Source organism: Streptomyces tremellae, from assembly GCF_039540215.1.
GTDB classification, from domain to species: Bacteria; Actinomycetota; Actinomycetes; order Streptomycetales; family Streptomycetaceae; genus Streptomyces; species Streptomyces tremellae.
Genome location: NZ_BAABEP010000024.1, coordinates 77,192 through 96,448, shown reverse-complemented (window position 1 = coordinate 96,448; position 19,257 = coordinate 77,192). Strand labels below are relative to the sequence as shown.

The following is a 19,257-nucleotide window of genomic DNA, read 5'->3' as shown; positions in this document are numbered from 1 at the left end:
CCCAGACGCCGCGCATCCGACAACCGCTCCACCACCAGCACACCCACACCCTCGGCCCATCCCGTGCCGTCGGCGCCCGCGGAGAACGCCTTGCACCGCCCGTCGGCCGACAACCCGCGCTGCCGGCTGAACTCGACGAACATGTCCGGGGACGCCATGACCGTGGCGCCGCCCGCGAGGGCGAGGTCGCATTCGCCCGACCGCAGTGCCTGGCCCGCCAGGTGCAGCGCCACGAGCGAGGACGAGCACGCCGTGTCCACCGTGACGGCCGGTCCTTCGAGTCCGAGCGCATAGGCGATGCGGCCCGACATGACGCTCGGGGTGTTGCCGGTCAGCAGGAAGCCGGCGAAGCTCTCGGCGGCCTGGCGGGCCGGTGGACCGTAGTACTGGCTGGTGGCACCGATGTAGGTGCCGGTCGCCGACCCGCGGCGGGAGCGTGGATCGATGCCGGCCCGTTCCAGTGCCTCCCAGGACGTTTCGAGCAGCAGCCGCTGCTGCGGGTCCATCGCCAGCGCCTCGCGCGGCGAGATACCGAAGAACTCCGCGTCGAACTCGCCGGCCCCGGTGAGGAAGCCGCCGTTGCGTGTACAGCTTGTCCCCCAGTGCTCCGGGTCCGGGTGGTAGAGGCCGTCCAGGTCCCAGCCCCGGTCGGCGGGGTACTCGGAGATGGCGTCCTCCTCGGCGGCGACGAGCTGCCACAGCTGTTCCGGCGTGCTCACCCCGCCGGGGTAGCGGCAGGCCATGCCCACGATGGCCAGGGGTTCCGCCGTGGCCATCGCGACGTGCGCGACCTCTGCCCGGCGCTCCCCCGTGATCTCCTCGTGGAGGTGGCGGGCGAGGGCGCGGGGGGTCGGGAAGTCGAAGACCAGGCGCCCCCCGAGGGGCAGGCCGGTGCGTGCGGCGAGGCCGTCCGCCAGTTCCTGGGCCATGAGCGAGTCGAAGCCGAGGTCCTTGAAGGTCAGCGTGGCCTCGACCCGCCCGGTGTGGTCCATGACGGACGCGGCCTGCTCGCACACCGCGTCGAGGACGGCCTGACGCTGCGCGGGCCCGGACAGGCCCGCCAGGACGGAGCCGAGGCGTCCGCCGACGCGCCGAGGGCCCTGCGCCGCGGCCTCGGCGGCCCTGGGGGCGGGGGCCTCGGCGGCCCTCGGGGCGGCCTCGGCGGCCTGCTGTTCCGGTGCCGGCCCGGCCTCGATCCAGAACCGCTCCCGCTGGAAGGCGTAGGTGGGCAGATCGACGAGGCGCGCCCCCGGGAAGAACGGCGCCCAGTCGATGTCCTCGCCACGGACCCACAGGTGGGCCAGCGCCGTGGCCGCGGTCCGCGCCTCGTCCCGGTCCCTGCGGCAGGACGGGACGGCGGCGACGGGCCGCGTCCGCTCGTCGCCGGTACGCGGCCGGGCAGACTCCCTGACCATGGGGGTGAGAACGGCGTCGGGGCCGATCTCCAGGAAGGTCGCCACGCCGTGCTCGCGCATCGCGGTGACCGCATCGGCGAACAGCACCGTCTTCCTGACCTGGCGCACCCAGTACGCCGGTTCCCGCAGTTCTCCCGGAGCTGCCACCCGTCCCGTGACGCTCGACACCACGGGGATGGCGGGCTCGCGGTACTCCACCGACCGCACCACCCGTCCGTACGCTTCGAACATCGGCTCCATCAGCGCCGAGTGGGACGCGTGGGACACCGCAAGGCGCCGTGTCCTCGCCCCCCGTTCCTTCAGGCGGCCCACCTCGGCCAGCACCGGTCCCACAGGTCCCGAGAGCACCACGGACTCGGGGCCGTTGACCGCCGCGATCTCCACGCCGCCGCCCGGGCGCACCGCCTCGGGGCCTGCACCCACCGCCACCATCACGCCCTCGCCCGCCGGCAGCGCGTACATCAGCCACCCGCGTGCCAGGACGACCCGGGCCGCGTCCTTCAACGCCCACACACCGGCCACGTGAGCGGCCACCAGCTCGCCCAGCGAATGCCCCGCCACGACGGAGGGACGCACCCCCCACGACGCCAGCAGACGCCACAGAGCCACCTCGAACGCGAACAGCGCGGGCTGCGCCCAGCCCGTGCCGTCCAGCCCGTCGGCGTCTTGGGACATCACGTCCCGCATCCGGGCCGAGAACCCGTCGGAGACGCCGAAGAACTCCCGCAGTCCTTCCGAGAGCCCGACGTCGTCGGCCACGCCGCCCGCGACCTCGTCGAAGACCCCGAGCACCTCGTCGAGCGCCTCGGCGAACGCCGGGAAGGCCGACAGCCCCCTGCCCATGCCGACGCGCTGCGCGCCCTGCCCGGAGAACACCGCGCCCACGTCGCCCTCCGCCACCGAACCCGACACCACGCCGGGCCCGGCGCCCTCTTCGGCCAGCTCCGACAGGCCCCCGGCCAGCTCGCTCCTGTCCGTGCCCAACGCCACGGCACGGTGATCGAAGGGCGACCGCGAGGCGGCCAGTGACCAGCCGATGTCCACCGGGTCCCCGCCGTCGGCGCCCTCAGCGAAGCGGGCCAGGCGGTGCGCCTGCCCGCGCAGCGCCTCCTCGGAGCGGCCGGAGACGATCCAGGGCACGAGCGGGGGACGCGGTCCCCGGTGCCCGCCGGGGTGCTGCCCGGCCGGTTCTGGGCGCCAGTCGGAGAGCACGACATGGCAGTTGCTGCCGCCCATGCCGAACGAGCTCACTCCCGCGACGAGTTCCTCGTCCGGCCCCGGGTCGTCCGGCCACGGGCCGAGTTCCCGCTGCACCCGGAGGTTGAGGTCGTCCAGGGGGATCCGGGGGTTCGGCGTCTCGAAGTTGAGGCTGGCGGGCAGCAGCCGGTGCCTGAGGGCCAGGACGGTCTTGATGAACCCGGCGATGCCGCCCGCGCCGCTCAGGTGGCCGATGTTGGTCTTGATCGACCCGACCGCCAGGGGCCGGCCCGCCGGGCGCATGCGGCCGATGGCCGCGCCCAGCGCGGCGGCCTCGACCGGGTCGCCCACCGGAGTCCCGGGGCCGTGCAGCTCGACGTAGCGGACGTCGGCCGGGGACAGGTCTGCCCGCGCGCAGGCCCGGGTGACGACGTCGGCCTGGGAGTCCGCGGTCGGAGTGGTGAGCGTCTCTCCCCTGCCGTCGTTGTTGGTCGCGCTGCCCCGCACCAGGCAGAGGATGCGGTCGCCGTCCTCGACCGCGGCGCGCAGGGGCTTGAGCACGACGGCGCCGCCGCCCTCGCCCGGCACGTATCCGTTGGCCCTGGCGTCGAACGTGTAGCAGCGGCCGTCGGGAGAGAGACCTCCGAGACTGGCGGCGAGCAGCACGCCTTCCGGCATCAGGTGCAGGTTGACGCCGCAGGCGATGGCCAGCTCCGACTCGCCTGAGCGCAGGCTCTCGCAGGCCAGGTGCAGGGCCACCAGGGAGGAGGACTGCGCGGAGTCGACCGTGAGGCTCGGGCCGCAGGCGCCGAGGAAGGCGGAGAGGCGGTTGGCGATGACGCCGCGCTGGGTGCCCGGCATGGTGTGGTGGGCGCCGAGTGCCTCGGGGTGGCGGGTCAGCAGTTTCGCGTAGTCGTCCGCGTTCACCCCGACGAACGTGCCAAGTCGGCTGCCGCTGACCTCCCGTGGGACCATCCGGGCGTCTTCGAGGGCCTCCCAGCCAAGTTCCAGCACGAGGCGCTGCTGCGGGTCGACGAGCGGCGCCTCGCGGGGAGAGAGGCCGAAGAAGCCCGCGTCGAAGTCAGCCGGCCGGTCGAGGAAGGCCCCCCACCGGGGCGCCCCGCCCGAGGCCGGGGTCGTCCAGCGGTCCGGTGGGACCTCCGTGACGGCGCTGTGGCCCGACGCCAGCAACTCCCAGAGCCGCCGCGGGTTCTCCGCCTGAGGAAACCGGCAGGAGACACCGATCACGGCAATCGCCGTGTCCGGGGCGGCGGCTCCTCCCGGCAGGCCGACAGTGGTCATCGAGAGAAACCTCCAGCACCGGACGTACGGGCGAACGGAAACGAATGACGAAGAAGCCCGGCGTGGAGTTCACGCCCTCGATGTGTCAGACATCAACCGCCCCTGACTGTCCGGCGCCCGGCCCCTCTGCGGCATCCGCGATCACCGCCGTTACAACGCCGCCCCCGCACTGCTCCCGGCGTGCTGAGGGAAGTCGCCCGGGAATTCCGGAAGGCGGGTGACGTGCGCCTACGGCCGCCAGGACGCACACGTCGCCATTGCCTTCTCGGTTCGTCGGCCTCCATGCACGCTTTCGCGATCCATTGCCCGACGGGCCGTCGGATGATAAGTGTGGCGTCAGCGCACGCCGGGGTTTTCGGCGCCGGTCCGCCGATCCCTCCTCCGGCCCGCCGTACCCCTCCTGGCCCCGCCCCCCGCCTGCGTACCGCCCACGGACCGCGGGCAGCACACCAGTGCGGCCGTCGGCCCCTGCCGGACGAATCTGCCGCACCAGCGCGGAAGGAAAAAGGACATGCAGAACCACGACGCCGTGGTTTCGGAGATTTCCGACATACGCTCGGCCTATCTACGCGACCGCTTCGTCTTCGTCCCCGGCACCCAGCTCACGAGAATCGTCAAGCAACTCGGCGCCACGGACGACGACCTGGAGAAACTCACGACGGTCAGTGACGCGCTGACGAGCGACCCCACCCTTCCGTTCCGAAAGACCAGGACGGGGCGCTTCGGTTTCGACCCGCGGTCCATGCAGGTGCGGCGGCTCGAATTCCAGCCCTTCCTGCTGTCCACGGAGGACGACTTCGTACGGCACGATTCCGGCCGGGTGCGCATGTTCGACGAGATCCAGGACGATCTGCAACGCAACACCGCATTGCAGGCGCTTTTCGTCTTCAAGTACATGGTCGTCGAGGGCGTGCCGGTCACTCGCCGCCCGAAGCTGGACTACGACAGCGACCAGTGGATCTGCACACTGCTCAACGTACGGACGATCACCGACGGCGACCTGATCGGCGAGCCGGCGCTCGAAGGTGTGCACAGTGACGGCGTCGACCACACCATGACCACCTATCTGGGCAGCGAGAACATGAGGGACGACAGCGCCGTCACGTTCCTGCACGACATGCGCGAGGCCAACGGCACCCGGTGGCACGACACGGACGCCGACCTCGTCCGGGCCAGGGCGCAGCACCGCGACTTCCTCGACACGTGCCTGCTCGTCGACCACGAGAGCAAGCACAGCGTCTCGACCCTGTACGCCGCCGACACGTCGAAGCGCGCGACACGGGACCTGCTGGCCTTCCTGACCCGCAAACCGGTGGCCGAGGGGCACCACTCGCGCTCCTTCGACTCCCTCAGGCCGCACCCGGACCTTCCCATGGCGGTCGGCCTGCGCGTCCTCGACGGGGCGCAGTCCGCCTAGCGACGGCGCCGCCGCCTCGGGACGACGACGTCACGAGGCGGCCCACAGGTCGTGCAGCGACTGCTTCAGCGGCACCCGCGGGGACCAGCCGAGCACGCTGCGCGCGAGCCTGATGTCGGCCTGGGTCCAGGCGCCGCCCTTGCTGTGCACCGGGGCGCGTCCCTTCCGTACCAGGTGCGGGGGCACGCCCGACGCGGAGACGAGGATGCCGGCGAGTTCCCGCATGCTGGTGGCGGTGCCGGAACCGATGTTGATCAGGGGCCGGGTCTCCCGTACGCCCGCGCCCAGCGCCACGGCCTCGGCGATGTCGCGCACGTCGACGAAGTCGCGCTGGTCGTCGACGACGGTCAGGGTGAGCGGTGCTTCCTCGCTCGTGGTGCGGAGTTGGGCGGCGAGCCGGCCGAGGAAGCCGCCCGTCGGGGCGCCGGGTCCGCAGCCGTTGGTGACGCGGAGCACGCAGCCGTCCACGTCCCCCGCGTCCGCGGCGTCCAGGACGATCCGGCTGCCGGCCAGCTTGGTGCGCGCATAGACGCCGACGGGGGACGGCGGGTGGTCCTCGGCGATGGCGGTGCCGTCGGGGACGGGCCCGTACTCGTGCACCGTGCCGAGGTGCACGAGCCGCGGCCGGCGGCTCAGCGTGGCGACGGCACGCACCAACCGGTCGACGAGCAGGACGTGTTCGGCCGTCATCCGCTCCTCGTCGTCCGCCCCGATGTCGCCCGCGGCGTTGACGACGACATCGGCGGAGCCCAGCGCTTCGGCGATCTCCCCGATCGGGGCCGACGCCGCATCCAGTGAGAGGAAACGGGCTCCGGGAACCGGCTCGGCCGGCTTCCTCGCCACGGCCGTGACGTCGTGCCCGCGGGCCGCGAGCGCGGTGCAGATGTGCCGTCCGAGGAAGCCCGTGCCGCCGATGACGACGGCGTGGCCCGCGGGCCGGCCGCCCACGCCGTTCACCGTGCCGCGCCCTGCCTGTACGCGTGCAGCGCCAGGCACGCGTCGTACGACGGCAGCGCCCCGGCACGCCGGGCCTCGGCCAGCGTCGGCGCGTCCCGGTCGCGTGGGCTGACCACGTACTCCATGCCGGTGGGCCAGGGCAGGGCGAGCGCCGGGTCGAGGGCGTCGATCTCGTGCTCCGCGGCCGGGTCGTACTCCACCGACGTCACATATGCGGCCACCGTGTCGTCCCGCAGGGCGATGAACGCGTGCCCGAGCCCTTCCTCCAGGTACACCGCCCGGCAGGTGTCGGGGTTGAGCCGGGTGCTGTCCCAGTGGCCGAACGTCGGGGAGCCGACCCGCAGGTCGACCACCACGTCGAGCAGTTCCCCGGCGGGGCACGTCACCAGTTTGGCCTGGCCCGGCGGTACGTCCTCGTAGTGCACACCGCGGATGACACCGCGCCGGGAGAAGCTGTGGTGGACCTGGCCCAGACGCAGCTGATGGCCCACTGCTTCGGAGAAGGCGGTTTCCGTGTAGTGGGCGACGAACGCACCGCGCCGGTCGCGGTGGACATCCGGGACGAACTCGTAGGCTCCGGGCACTGCCAGCTCTCGGACCTTCATCGGCGACGCTCCGCGGTGAGGTTTTCCAGTACGGGCACCAGGTCGTGCGGGGTGGGTGCGCTCAGGCTCTCCTGGCGCAGGCGTTCGGCTGCCTCCCTGAACGACGGCTCCCCCACGAGCCGTTGCACGCCCTCGCGCAGGACGTCCGCCGTCAGTTCCGAGGCGTGGAAGGCGAGTCCCGCACCGGCCTCGGCCAGGCTCGTCGCCCTGTTCCACCAGTCGGCGTAGCGGATGGTGGGGATGAGCTGCGGGACGGCGTTGACGAGCGCCGTGGTCCAGGAGCCGTAGCCGCCGTAGTGGATGACGGCCGAGGCGGTGGGCAGCAGGGCGTGCAGGGGGACGAAGTCGACGATGCGGGTGTTGCGGGGCGTCTTGCCGAGCTTGGCGGCCTCGTCCGCCGGCAGCGTCGCCACCACGTCGATGTCCATGCCGCCCAGTGTGTCGATCATGTCGGGGATCGGGAGGAGGCTGTCGCCGACGACGGCGCGGGTGGAGATGCCGGGGGTCAGGACGACCCGCGGCCGTTCGGGCGGCTCGTTCAGCCAGCCGGGTATCTCGCACGGGCCGTTGTAGGGGAGGCAGCGGACCGGTATCCGCTCCGCGGCGAGCGGAGACTGCAGGCTGGTGGGTACCAGGTCGATGGTCCACTGGCCGACCAGCACCTCTTCGTCGAACGAGCTGCCGTAGCGGGCGAGGTGCCCGCCGAGCCAGCCGGCCAGCGGGTCCTCGCGGCGCTCCCAGGGGCGTTCCGCCTGACGCCTGAGGAAGACGTCGCGCATCGCGGAGTGGTTGTCGAAGCACCACAGCAGCCGGGCGTGGGCGGCGCCGACGACGCGCGCCGCCACCGGCCCCGCGTAGCTGAGGGGTTCCCAGACGACCAGATCGGGGCGCCAGTTGCGGGCGTACGCCACCAGGTCCGGGATCATCGGGTCGTTGTAGACCTGGTGCGAGAAGAGGACGGCGGCCCTGAGCTTGGCCAGCGCCTGCTCCCAGGAGTGCGTCTCGAGGGTCGGGGTGGACCAGTCGGACAGCGGGTTCTCCAGGGAGCCCCGGTTGCGCGCCAGCATCTCGTGGAAGTTGTGGTCCTCCCCCACGGGGACCCCGGTCAGGCCCACGCTCCTGACGGCGCCCATCAGGGCGGGGCTGCTCGCGACCTGGACGTCGTGGCCCGCGACGGCGAGGGACCAGGCGAGCGGCACCATGGACAGCAGGTGCGACCTGTCGGAGAGCGTCACGAAAAGCACACGCATCGTCGGGTTCTCCTCAGCCGCTCGTCGGTCCGCCGCGAGCCGGCGCCGTACAGAGGGTGTCCGTGATCGCCGCGGCCACCGCTTCCGCGTGGTCGGTGACGTAGAAGTGGCCGCCGGGGAAGACCCGCAGGGTGAAACCGCCCGTCGTGTGCTGCCGCCAGCCTGCCGCCTCCTCGACCGGGACCTGCTCGTCGGCTTCGCCGGTGAGCGCCACGATGTCGCACCGCAGGGGCGCGCCGGGCTCCGCCCTGTAGGTCTCGGACGCCTTGTAGTCGCTGCGGATCGACGGCAGGACCAGCTGCAGCAGCTCGTGCTGGTCGAGGATCTGCGTGTCGGTGCCACTGAGCAGGTGCAGTTCGGCGACGAGCCCGGCGTCGTCGAGGCGGTGGATGTCCCCGCCGCGGTGGAGTGAGGGCGCGGCCCTGGCGGACGCGAAAAGCGCCCGCGGCGGCGTCCCCGGCTCCCGTTCGAGCAGCGCGGCCAGTTCGAATGCCACGCTGGCGCCCATGCTGTGGCCGAACAGCGCGACGGGGCGCCGCGCGGCGAGCGGCCCCAGCACGTCGAAGACGGCTCGTGCCATCTCGGGGACGCTCTCGATGCAGGGCTCGCGCAGCCGGTCCTGCCGTCCTGGGTACTGGACGGCCAGCACCTCCACGGTCGGAGGCAGCAGCTCGGAGAGCGGGAGGTAGAAGCTCGCGGTCCCCCCGGCGTGCGGCAGGCACACCAGGGTGATCTCGGCCTCCCGGCTCGGACGGAACCTGCGGAACCACCTGCTCTCGCCGGTGGCGTACGGCGCCATGGCCTTCGTTGTCCCTTCCTCGGCTGTTCCCTGCCCCCTGTCGCGAGGGGTACGTCAACGTCGCGGGCCCCCTTCCCGACCAGTGCCGGCGTTCCCGCACGGGTCGGCGGCGGAAGCCGCGGCCGGCTCAGCCGCCCATGGCCTCGATGAGGCTCTTGGGCCGCATGTCCGTCCAGTTCTCCTCGATGTAGGCCAGGCACGCCTCGCGGGTGTCCTTGCCGTGGGTGACGCGCCAGCCGCCGGGCACGTCCGCGAACACGGGCCACAGCGAATGCTGGCCCTCGTCGTTGACCAGCACCAGGAACTCGGCCTCGGGATCGTCGAAGGGATTCACGCCGCTCTCTGCCTCTCATGCCGTCCTGCCGGTGGAGGACCCACCCGAACGCCGTCATCCTCACGCGCCGCGCGGGCGGCGGCGTCCGCGAGAGCCGCAGTTACGGATCCGATCGCGCCGCGCGCCGGTGCCAGGCGGACACTCCTGTGGCAGTGTTGCTGCGCGGCCACAGCCGCTGGATCCACTCTTCTCGCGCGCACGCGCCGGCCGGCGGTGCGGCGCCGGCCCCTTGCCGCACCCCGCCACACGGACTGCCTCGCCCCGAGCATCCGTGTCTGCCGGAACCGGCCGTATCCACTCGGAATCAGCGAAGGAGCGTCGATGACCGCAACAGGTCTGACGTTGCTGTCCCGCGCCGCGGAGCCCCGCAGCGTGTCGAGACTCGCCGCCTCTGCCGCCGCGGTCGACGGCGGGGTGATGAGCAACCAGGAGGTGCTGGCCTGGCTGGACGGCCGGCGGCGCGCACACGCCCACCGCGTGGAGCGGGTGCCGTTCGCCGCGTTGCGCGACTGGGCCTTCGACGAGCGCACGGGCGATCTGCGGCACGCGAGCGGGCGGTTCTTCTCGGTACACGGGCTGCGGGTGCGGTCGGACTTCGGGCCGGTGCCCGCCTGGTCGCAGCCGATCATCCGGCAGCCGGAGATCGGCCTGCTGGGTATCGCGCTGCGGGATTTCGACGGGGTGCCTCACCTGCTGATGCAGGCGAAGCCCGAGCCGGGGAACGTCAACGGGGTGCAGTTGTCGCCGACCGTGCAGGCGACCAAGAGCAACTACTCCCGGGTGCACGGCGGTTCGGCCGTCCCCTATCTGCGTCTCTTCCGCCGCTCCGACCCCCGTTCCGTCGTCGCGGACGTCCTCCAGTCGGAACAGGGCTCGTGGTTCCTGCACAAGTGCAACCGCAACATGATCGTGGAGGTCGGCCCCGAGGCCGAGGCGGGCGAGGACTTCGCCTGGCTGACCCTGGGCCAGGTCAACGCGCTGCTGCGGCAGGACAACCTGGTCAACATGGATGCGCGGACCGTCCTGTCCTGCCTGCCCGACTGGCGGCGGGACGGCATGCGCCGCGCGCTGCACGCGGACCAGGAGATCCGCAGCTGGATCACGCGACGACGGGCGGAGCACGAGGTCGAAGTGGTGCCGGTCGGCCTCGCCGAGGTGGCAGGCTGGCACCGCACCGCGGACGAGGTGGCCCATGAGCGGGCGCTGTACTTCAAGGTGGTGGCGGTCGACGTCTCCTCCGACCGCCGCGAGGTGCCCTCCTGGACCCAGCCCCTGCTCGAACCGTACGGCACGGCAGTCGTGGCCCTGTTCGTCCGCCGCGTCGACGGTGTGCCGCACGCCCTGCTGCGGGCGCGGGCCGAGCCGGGCTTCCACAACGTGGTCGAGTTGGGCCCGACGGTGCAGTGCATGCCCGAGAACTACGCCCACCTGCCCGCGGCCGGGCAACCGCCCTATCTCGCCGAGGCATTGATCCGCGCCGAAGGCGCCGGCTTCGACGTGGTCCTGTCGGAGGAAGGCGGCAGGTTCCGCAATGCGCAGAGCCGCTATCTGATCATCGAGGTGGGCGACGACTTCCCTGATCCCCCGGACGACTTCTGTTGGGTGACGCCATGCCAGCTGGACGAACTCCTCCGCTACAACCATCAGGTGAACGTGCAGGCCAGGACACTGGTAGCGGCGTTGCGCACCCTGTGAACGCCCGCGTCAGACCGCTGCGCCTGGGCGCGCTCGCCACGTCGTCGATCGCCCGCAGGCGCACGCTGCCCACCGCGGTCGGCATGCCGGAGGTCGAGCTCGTCGCGGTCGCCGGCAGGTCCGTGGACAGGGCGCGCCGATTCGCCGGGCAGTTCGGCTGCGAGGCGGAGCCGGACTGCGCGGCGCTGTTGCGACGCCCCGACGTGGAGGCGGTGTACATCTCGACGCCGACGTCGCTGCACCACGTCTGGGCGGACCGCGCGCTGCGGGCGGGCAAGCACGTCCTGGTCGAGAAGCCGCTCGGCGTCGACGCCGACGAGGCGCGCAGGTTGTGCTCGCTCGCCGGGGAACGCGGTCTGGTGCTGCGGGAGAACTTCATGTTCCTCCACCACCCGCAGCACGCGTTCGCCGAGGACCTGGTGCGGCGCGGGCGGATCGGTACGCCGAGCGCGTTCCGGGCGTCCTTCTGCATTCCGCCGATGCCCGCGGAGGACATCCGGTACGCGCCCGGCCTCGGGGGCGGGGCGCTGTTGGACGTGGGCGTGTATCCGCTGCGCGCCGCGGCGCTGCTGCTCGGCCGCGGATCGCGGGTGGCGGGCGCGACGCTCCGCGTCCGCGCGTCGGACGGGCTCGACCTGTCGGGGCAGGCACTGCTGGTCTCGCCCTCGGGGGTGCTCGCCCAGGTGACGTTCGGCTTCGAGCACGCCTACGCGTCGTCGTACACGCTGTGGGGGGACAAGGGCCGGCTGTCGGTGACGCGCGCGTTCACCCCGCCGCCGGCCCATCGGCCGGAGCTTGTGCTGGTGGAACAAGACCACGAGGAGCGGTTCACCCTGCTGGCTTCGGATCAACTGCGCACCTGTCTCCAGGACTTCACGGCCGCGGTGCGCGGGGGTGCACGGGGGGAGGAGAGCGCGGAGGCCGACCTGCGGGAGGAGGCGATCGCTCTCATGGAATGCGTGGACGACATACGCGCACGGGCCGTACGGGTCGCGGTGGACGACCGCCCGTGAGCCCTGACCGCAGGGCCGTCGGCGGCCGTAACGGTGGTGACCTCGGATGTCCGTGCCGCCCCGCACCGGAAGGATCGGCGCCGTGTCCATTCCGTACGTACACGCGCACGAAAGGTGCCTCCATGCAGGTCAAGGACGCTGTCATGAGGCAGCATCGGTCAGTACCACCCCCGCAGGCCGCGCCCCGTACCATGTTCCGGCCGGGTGGCGGACACCGCACCGGGTGGAAGGCGACTCGCGTCCCGGCCCGCCGCGACGCGTCAGCGCCGGGTGACGTGCTCGGCGCGGTCGGGGGACGATGATGGCTGCGACACCGCGCCGGTATCTGTCGCCGGTGCACAACAGCGCCCGCTGGGACGACTTTCCCGTGCGTGACGGCGACATCGTCGTGAGTACCCCGCCGAAGTGCGGCACGACCTGGGCGCAGATGATCTGCGCCCTGCTCATCTTCCAGACGCCCGACCTCCCGCAGCCGCTGGAGACCCTGTCGCCGTGGCTCGACCAGCCGCCGTGGCTGGACCGGCTGCGACCGCAGGAGGAGGTCTTCGCGCGGCTGGCCCAGCAGGAGCACCGCCGCGTCATCAAGACGCACACTCCCCTCGACGGCCTCCCACTCGACCCACGCGTCAGCTACATCGTGGTCGCCAGGCATCCTCTCGACCGTGCGTTGTCCGTCTACCACCAGACCGCCAACATCGACGTCGAGCGGGTGTACGCCGCCCAGGACCACTCGGACCCGCAGTCCCGGCAGCCGCCCCCGCCCCTCCCGCCGATCGGCGAATGGCTCCAGTTCTGGTGTCTGCCCCAGCCGACGGACGAGCAGGGGGCCGAGGTCCCCGAGAGCCTGCATCAGACGGTGCACCACCTCTACGACGCGTGGCAGCGGCAGACGGCGCCGAACGTGAAGGTCCTGCACTACGTCGACCTGCGCGCCGACCTCGCGGGCCAGATGAGGGCGCTGGCCGACTGGCTGGGCATCGCGGTGGACGAGTCGCTCTGGCCCGGCCTGGTGAAGGCCGCGACCTTCGACGAGATGAGGAACCGCGCGGAGCGGCTGGCGCCCGACACGGAGATACTCAGGGATCCCTCGAAATTCTTCCGCAGCGGGCGCTCGGGCGGCAGCCGGGATTTCCTGACGGAGGAGGATCTCGACAACTACCGGAAGCGGGTCGGCGAGCTGGCCCCGAAGTCCTTCCTCGACTGGCTCCACCGCGACGGGCCCGCCCCCGGCGAGCCCACCCGCACCGGTCCCTGACCTGATGCCCTGCGGGCCCTGCCGCCGGCGTCCGGCCGTGTCGGCGGCGGGCGCCCTCCGGCCGCCAGGTGATTCCCGAATGCCATGAGGCTCCGTGCCGCTTCCGGCAGGGTTGCGCCGTCCGGTACGCGTCGCCGCCGAGGGGCCCCGACTCCGCCGGCACGCGTTCCACGCGACCACGAAGGCCGCGGCCCGCCCCTGGCAGGCGGTTCGCCGCCCGGACGCGGGCCGCAGGCGCCGGGCCGGACACCGGTGGTGCCCGGACCATGGCCTCCACCGGCTCGACCGGCGGCGCACGTCACCACCCTCGCCGAGCCCCTTTCGCCCTGCGCCGGCGGGTGCAACGGGCTCGGTGACCCGTACGGCGGTGGTTCTGAGCCGCGTCAGTCGAGGGCATGGCCGCGGCCCGCCCGCAGGATCTCGTCGGAGAGAGCGGGCTCGACGTGGCGTACGGCGCGGGCGGGCATCAGCGCGCCGACCATCTGGCCGAGCAGGGGGATGGCCCTACGGCGGGTCTCGTCCGGGTCTGGCTCACGCCTCTCTTCCTCGGCTTCGCGCAGGAACTCCGCGGTGAAGTCGGCAAGGTATCCCTCGACGCCTTCGGCGTACGCCCTCTGCAGGGCCTCACTCTGCCGTCCGGCGTCGGTGGCCAAGGAGGCGGAGGGGCAGCCTCCGTCCGGGGCATCACGGTGCGCGGTGGACTGGTATCCGGCCACGACCCGCTCCAGCGGAGAGCCTGCCCGGTCCTGACCGTCCTCGATCGTCCGGGCCAAGCTCGCGGGCGAGGCCGCGAACGAGGCGCCGCACACCTCCACGGCCAGGTCGTTCTTTGGGGCGAAGTGGTTGTGGAAGCCGCCGTGGGTGAGTCCGGCCTCCTTCATCAGCCCGGCGATGCCGACCCCGTCGATGCCCTGCGACCGGAACATGCGGCCCAGTCCGCAGGAGCTCCGGTTACCTGAACGCCGAGGCACCCGGAGCCGTCCTCAGGGCAGTCCAGCCCGGTCGGTGGACCACCGCGGCGACGGTGTCCCGTCGTAGGCTCCCCGCTCGTCGCGCAGCCACGGACCGGACTTCGGACGGGTCATCGGATCCGTGGCGCCGGACACCTCCCGCTCGTCGGCCCAGGCAATGCTGTGACCGCCGACGGCAGCGGTAACCGTGGGGACGTCCTCCCGCTGCCGCTCCTGCGAGGTCGTCGCCGCCCTGACCCGGGACAGCCGACGCCCTCCGGGCAGGCACTTCTCGCAACCGTCGTACGGACAGCCGATCTCGATCCTGGTGGTACCGCACACCTCTCCCCGGCCCCGACGCCAGAGCGTGAGAGGAGCCGGCGGCCGGCCCCGGACGGTCTCGGTCGCCCTGGGTCAGCCCAAGAAGCTCAGCCGCACCTGCCGGTCCGGGTTGTCGACGTTCGTGTCGACGAGGCAGACCGACTGCCAGGTGCCGAGTTCCAGATGCCCCTCGATCACGGGGAGGGTGGCGTGGGGCGGGACGAAGGCCGGGAGGACGTGGTCGCGGCCGTGGCCCGGGGTGCCGTGGCGGTGCCGCCAGCGGTCGTCGGCGGGGAGCAGGTCGCGCAGCGCGGCCAGCAGGTCGGTGTCGCTGCCCGCGCCCGTCTCGATGAGGGCGATGCCCGCGGTAGCGTGCGGGACGAAGACGTTCAGCAGGCCGCTGCGGCCCGCCGCGGCCTCGCGCAGGAAGCGCTCGCAGTCGGCCGTGAGGTCGGTGACGGTCTCGTGGCCGCCGCTCGTGATGTGCAGGGTCTTGGTGGTGAAGGTGTCCGGCATGGTTCCCATCTTTCCCCGCGGGGAAGAGGGATGCCCGCCGCGGCGTTCCCCTGGCGTGGACGGATTCGGTGGGCGTGCGGTGGACGTCGTGGTGGTGGGGGCCGGGCAGGCCGGCCTGTCGAGCGCGTACCACCTGGCCCGTACGGGCTTCGTGCCGGAGCGCGACACCGTCGTGGTGGACCACGCGCCGGGGCCCGGCGGCGCCTGGCAGTTCCGGTGGCCCTCGCTGACGTACGGCAGGGTCCACGGCATGCACTCGCTGCCCGGGATGGAGCTGGAGACGGACCCGGCCGACGCGCTGCGGTCCTCCTCCGAGGTCGTGTCCGGGTACTTCGCCGCGTATGAGCGGCGCTTCGGCATCCGGGTGCACCGCCCTGTGGACGTGCCGGCGGTACGAGAGGGGCCGGGCGGCCTGCTGCGGGTCGAGACCTCCGCGGGGGTGCTGCTGACGCGCGCGCTGATCAGCGCCACCGGCACCTGGGACCGGCCGTTCGTGCCGCGCTACCCGGGGCAGGACTCCTTCCTCGGCCGCCAGTTGCACACGGCGCGGTACGCGGGCCCGGAGGAGTTCGCCGGGCTGCGGGTCGTGGTGGTGGGCGGCGGCGCCTCGGGCACGCAGCACCTGATGGAGATCGCGCCCCTCGCCGCGTCGACGACCTGGGTCACCAGGACCCCACCGGTCTTCCGGGAGGGGCCGTTCGGCGAGGAGCAGGGCCGGGCCGCGGTGGCGCTGGTGGAGGAGCGGGTGCGGCGGGGTCTGCCGCCGCGCAGTGTGGTCTCCGTGACGGGGCTGCCGCTGACCGACGCGGTGCGCCGCGCCAGGGCGGAGGGCGTGCTCGACCGGCTGCCGATGTTCGACCGGATCACCCCGGCCGGTGTGGCCTGGGACGACGGCGGGAGCATCGACGCGGACGTGATCCTCTGGGCCACGGGCTTCCGGCCCTCGATCGGCCATCTCGCGCCGCTCGGGCTGCGGGAACCGGGCGGCGGCGTGCGTGTCGAGGGGACCAGGGCCGTACGGGACCCCCGGGTGCACCTCGTCGGGTACGGGCCCTCGGCGTCGACGATCGGGGCGAACCGGGCGGGCCGTTCGGCGGTCAACGACATCAGGCGGCTGCTCGCCCGCGAGCGGGACGGGGCCGGGGCCGCCGCCTGAGGGACCGGACGCGCCGGAGTGCGGCCACGGGTGCCGGGAGTTCAACGCCAACCGGTGCGTCAACCGCGCCGGTTGGCGTTGAACTCCCGTACGTTCTTCAGCTGTTGGGCGTAGCTCGTGGTGAAGCGGGTGTCGCCGTCCCGCACCGTGACGAAGTAGAGCCAGTCGCCGCGCGGCGGCTCGCCGACCGCCTTGAGGGCCGTCTCCCCCGGGTTGCCGATGGGCGTGGGTGGCAGCCCCCTGTGCGCGTACGTGTTGTACGGGCTGCTGGTCCTGGTGTCGGCGGTGGTGGTGTCCAGGGTGGAGCGGTGGAGCGCGTAGTTCAGCGTGGAGTCCATCTGGAGGGGCATGTCCCTGGCGAGCCGGTTGAGCACCACGCGGGCCACCTTGCCCATGTCGGCCGGGGTCGCCGCCTCCGCCTGCACGATGCTGGCCACCGTGACGGCCTGATAGGGGGTCATGCCGTCGCGTGCCGCGCCCGCACTGATGTGGTCGGTGTCGAGCGTGCGGTTGGCGGTGTTCACCATGAAGGTCAGCAGGCTCGTCGGCGTGGTGTGCTCGTCGACGGGATAGGTCGCGGGGAAGAGGTAGCCCTCGGGGTTGCCGCGCGCGGGCCCCGCGAGTTCGAGGTGGGCACGGGCCGCCACCCCGCGGGTGGTGCCGGGCGGCACCGCGAGGGCCTTGTCGACGGACGCGTAGACCGCGCCGGCCCGCTGCCCCTCGGCCACGACCAGGGTGGCGGGCCGCCCGCTGCTGCCGCCGTTCCCGCCGGTCAGCAGCAGGACGGGCACGGTGACGGCGGCCCCGAGTACGAGGGCGGCCGCCGCCAGCAGGGCGAGTCTGCCGCGCCGCGTCGGGCGCGGCCGGGCGGTGCTCCGGCGCCCGGGACCCGGCCTCGGCCCCCGTCCTGCCGTCGGCCCCGGCCCCGGCCTTGACCCAGAACGGCGATATGACCCTTTTGCCATAGCGAAACCGTAACGTGTCGCTGCCGCCGTTCCCGGGAGCCCAGGAACCGCGCCCCGCCAGGGCCCGCCACCGGCCCCCGCGGCCACGGCCGTCAGCCGACCGCCACCGTCTGCGCGGCCACGACCGTCAGCCGACCACCGCCGTCAGTTCGCGACCACCGCCGGGGTGCCGCCGCCCGCCGCTCCGGCGGGGCCCGCCACCCGTCCAGCCCCGTGGACCACGGCCGTACCGCGCGCCTCGCCGTCCACCGCGTCGACGCCTGCCGGTTCCCCGTCGCCGTCCCTGCGCACCAGCGCCGCGTACCGGCCACCGAGCGCGACCAGCTCCCGGTGCGTGCCGCGCTCCGCGATACGCCCGCCGTCGAGGACGACGATCTCGTCGGCGTCCCGCACGGTGGAGAGCCGGTGTGCGATGGTGATCGTCGTCCGGCCCGTCGAGAGCGCGTCGATGGCCTGCTGCACCGCGTGTTCCGTACGGGTGTCCAGCGCGCTCGTCGCCTCGTCGAGGATGAGCACGGGCGGGTCGCGCAGGATGGTGCGGGCGATGGCGAGGCGCTGCTTCTCACCGCCGGAGAAGCGGTAGCCGCGCTCCCCCACCAGCGTGTCGTAGCCGTCGGGCAGCGAGGCGATGTGGTCGTGGATCTGCGCGGCGCGCGCGGCCGTCTCGATCTCCTCGTCGGTGGCGTCGGGCTTGGCGAAGCGCAGGTTGTCCGCGACGGAGGCGTGGAAGAGGTAGGTCTCCTGGGAGACCACGCCGACCGCGCGGGCCAGCGTGTCGAAGCTCAGCTCGCGCACGTCCACGCCGTCGAGCGTGACGCGTCCGCGGGTCACGTCGTACAGCCGCGGCACCAGGTAGCTCAGCGTGGACTTGCCCGATCCCGTGGGGCCGACGACGGCGAGGCTGCCACCCGCGGGCACGGCGAGGTCGATGCCGGTCAGCGTGGGCCGCGCGGGCTCGGCGGCGCCCTTGGCGAGGGAGACGCCCGTACCGGTCCCGTAGCTGAAGCCGACGCCCTCGAAACGCACTTCCCCCCTGGCCCGGTCGGCGAGCGCGGTGGGGCGGCGCGGTTCTGTGATCTCGACCGGCAGGTCGAGGTACTCGAAGATCCGGGCGAACAGCGCGAGCGAGGTCTGCATCTGCACGCCGGTCGCGAGCAGGCTCACGGCGGGCCTGAAGAGGCCCTGCTGGAGGGAGACGAAGGCGACCAGGGTGCCGATCGAGATCGCCACGCTGCCGCTGTGCAGGACGAGTCCCGCGACCCAGTAGATGACGGCGGGCATCGCGGCCATCACGATCCCGATGACCGACATCCGCCACCTGCCCGCCATGTTGGAGCGGACCTCCAGGTCCACCAGCTGCTCGGACTCGTCGGCGAACGCGTTGGTCAGCGAGTCGGCCCGGCCCATGGTCCGGCCGAGCAGGATGCCGCTGACGGAGAGCGACTCGGTGACGGTGGCGGCCATGGTCGCCATCTGCTTCTGCCGCTGCGTGGTGATCCGCTTGCGCTCCCTGCCGACCCGGCGGCTGATCCAGACGAACACCGGGAGCAGGAGCATCGAGACGACCGTCAGCCGCCAGTCGAGGGCGACCATGGCGACCACCGTGGCGACCACGGAGGTCAGGTTGGACACCAGCGAGGTGGCCGTGGAGGTGACGGTGGCCTGCATGCCGCCGATGTCGTTGGCGATGCGCGACTGCACCTCGCCCGTCCTCGTACGGGTGAAGAACGAGAGCGGCATCCGCTGGAGCTGGGCGTAGACGGCGGTGCGCAGGTCGTGCATGACGCGCTGGCCGACGGTGGTGGAGATCAGCGTCTGGAGGACGCCGAAGACGCTGTTGAGCACGGCCGTGAGGATCATGCCGAGCGCCAGCAGGCTGAGCAGGCCCGTGCGCCCCTGCGGGATCGCCACGTCGAGGATCTGCCGCAGCAGGAACGGGGAGGCCACCGACACCAGCGACGACGCGCCGACCAGGAGGCCGACCACGGTGAGCTTGGCGCGGTAGGGACGGAACAGGCGGAAGATGCGCCGCAGCTGCGCCGGGCGCTCGGGCCCCTCGGCGCCGCCGGGGCGCGCCGAGGGGCCGTGGAGGATGCGGGGGCGTTTCATG

At 72.7% G+C, this 19,257-nt stretch carries 15 protein-coding genes; 5 read left to right on the top strand and 10 right to left on the bottom strand.

Annotated elements, in window-relative coordinates; translation table 11 throughout:
* Nucleotides 1-3,914 (bottom strand): type I polyketide synthase (locus ABEA77_RS18210; RefSeq protein ID WP_345648323.1); only part of this gene is annotated, 3,914 nt, incomplete at its 3' end.
* 511 nt (nt 3,915-4,425) lie between these two features.
* Between ABEA77_RS18210 and ABEA77_RS18205 the strand changes: the two genes are divergently transcribed.
* On the top strand, nt 4,426-5,331 hold the full coding sequence (locus ABEA77_RS18205; RefSeq protein WP_345648320.1) for a 2OG-Fe dioxygenase family protein: 906 nt from the start codon (nt 4,426-4,428) through the stop codon (nt 5,329-5,331).
* A gap of 30 nt (nt 5,332-5,361) precedes the next feature.
* On the opposite strand, the gene ABEA77_RS18200 is transcribed toward ABEA77_RS18205, so the two are convergent.
* The 5 genes from ABEA77_RS18200 to ABEA77_RS18180 all read right to left on the bottom strand — a co-directional run bounded on the left by ABEA77_RS18200 (nt 5,362) and on the right by ABEA77_RS18180 (nt 9,276).
* A complete protein-coding gene (locus tag ABEA77_RS18200; RefSeq protein ID WP_345648317.1) occupies nt 5,362-6,279 on the bottom strand; it encodes an NAD-dependent epimerase/dehydratase family protein in 918 nt (305 codons plus the stop codon).
* A 5-nt stretch (nt 6,280-6,284) separates the two neighbouring features.
* Nucleotides 6,285-6,893 carry a dTDP-4-dehydrorhamnose 3,5-epimerase family protein gene (locus tag ABEA77_RS18195; RefSeq protein WP_345648315.1) on the bottom strand — a complete coding sequence of 203 codons (609 nt, stop codon included), beginning with the start codon at nt 6,891-6,893 and terminating at the stop codon, nt 6,285-6,287.
* A complete protein-coding gene (locus ABEA77_RS18190) occupies nt 6,890-8,143 on the bottom strand; it encodes an activator-dependent family glycosyltransferase (RefSeq protein WP_345648312.1) in 1,254 nt (417 codons plus the stop codon). Before ABEA77_RS18190 ends, ABEA77_RS18195 begins: the two co-directional genes overlap by 4 nt.
* A gap of 13 nt (nt 8,144-8,156) precedes the next feature.
* A complete protein-coding gene (locus ABEA77_RS18185; RefSeq protein WP_345648309.1) occupies nt 8,157-8,942 on the bottom strand; it encodes a thioesterase II family protein in 786 nt (261 codons plus the stop codon).
* 127 nt (nt 8,943-9,069) lie between these two features.
* Nucleotides 9,070-9,276 (bottom strand): MbtH family protein, encoded by a 207-nt coding sequence (locus ABEA77_RS18180; protein ID WP_345648306.1) that lies wholly within the window; start codon nt 9,274-9,276, stop codon nt 9,070-9,072.
* Nucleotides 9,277-9,597: 321 nt separating this feature from the next.
* On the opposite strand from ABEA77_RS18180, the gene ABEA77_RS18175 reads away from it, so the two are divergent.
* From ABEA77_RS18175 to ABEA77_RS18165, 3 genes are all read left to right on the top strand, one after another.
* A complete protein-coding gene (locus ABEA77_RS18175; RefSeq protein ID WP_345648303.1) occupies nt 9,598-10,971 on the top strand; it encodes an NDP-hexose 2,3-dehydratase family protein in 1,374 nt (457 codons plus the stop codon).
* Nucleotides 10,968-11,984, top strand: coding sequence for a Gfo/Idh/MocA family protein (locus ABEA77_RS18170; protein WP_345648300.1), 1,017 nt, complete (start codon nt 10,968-10,970; stop codon nt 11,982-11,984). The genes ABEA77_RS18175 and ABEA77_RS18170 overlap by 4 nt, the downstream gene beginning before the upstream one ends.
* 334 nt (nt 11,985-12,318) lie before the next feature.
* Nucleotides 12,319-13,239, top strand: coding sequence for a sulfotransferase domain-containing protein (locus ABEA77_RS18165; protein ID WP_345648297.1), 921 nt, complete (start codon nt 12,319-12,321; stop codon nt 13,237-13,239).
* Between the two features lie 383 nt (nt 13,240-13,622).
* On the opposite strand, the gene ABEA77_RS18160 is transcribed toward ABEA77_RS18165, so the two are convergent.
* The gene (locus tag ABEA77_RS18160) at nt 13,623-14,165 is read right to left on the bottom strand and encodes a TetR/AcrR family transcriptional regulator (RefSeq protein WP_345648295.1); all 543 of its coding nucleotides are present in this window, start codon (nt 14,163-14,165) and stop codon (nt 13,623-13,625) included.
* Between the two features lie 438 nt (nt 14,166-14,603).
* Entirely contained in the window at nt 14,604-15,026 is a 423-nt protein-coding gene (locus ABEA77_RS18155) for a YjbQ family protein (protein WP_345648292.1), read from the bottom strand.
* 55 nt (nt 15,027-15,081) lie between these two features.
* Between ABEA77_RS18155 and ABEA77_RS18150 the strand changes: the two genes are divergently transcribed.
* Nucleotides 15,082-16,182: an FAD-dependent oxidoreductase gene (locus tag ABEA77_RS18150; protein WP_345648289.1), complete on the top strand. Its 1,101-nt coding sequence runs from the start codon at nt 15,082-15,084 to the stop codon at nt 16,180-16,182.
* Nucleotides 16,183-16,241: 59 nt separating this feature from the next.
* On the opposite strand, the gene mltG is transcribed toward ABEA77_RS18150, so the two are convergent.
* Both mltG and ABEA77_RS18140 read right to left on the bottom strand, forming a co-directional pair.
* Nucleotides 16,242-16,973: an endolytic transglycosylase MltG gene (gene mltG, locus ABEA77_RS18145; RefSeq protein ID WP_425588308.1), complete on the bottom strand. Its 732-nt coding sequence runs from the start codon at nt 16,971-16,973 to the stop codon at nt 16,242-16,244.
* Between the two features lie 318 nt (nt 16,974-17,291).
* A complete protein-coding gene (locus ABEA77_RS18140; protein ID WP_345648286.1) occupies nt 17,292-19,256 on the bottom strand; it encodes an ABC transporter ATP-binding protein in 1,965 nt (654 codons plus the stop codon).
* Between the last annotated feature and the right edge of the window lies 1 nt (nt 19,257).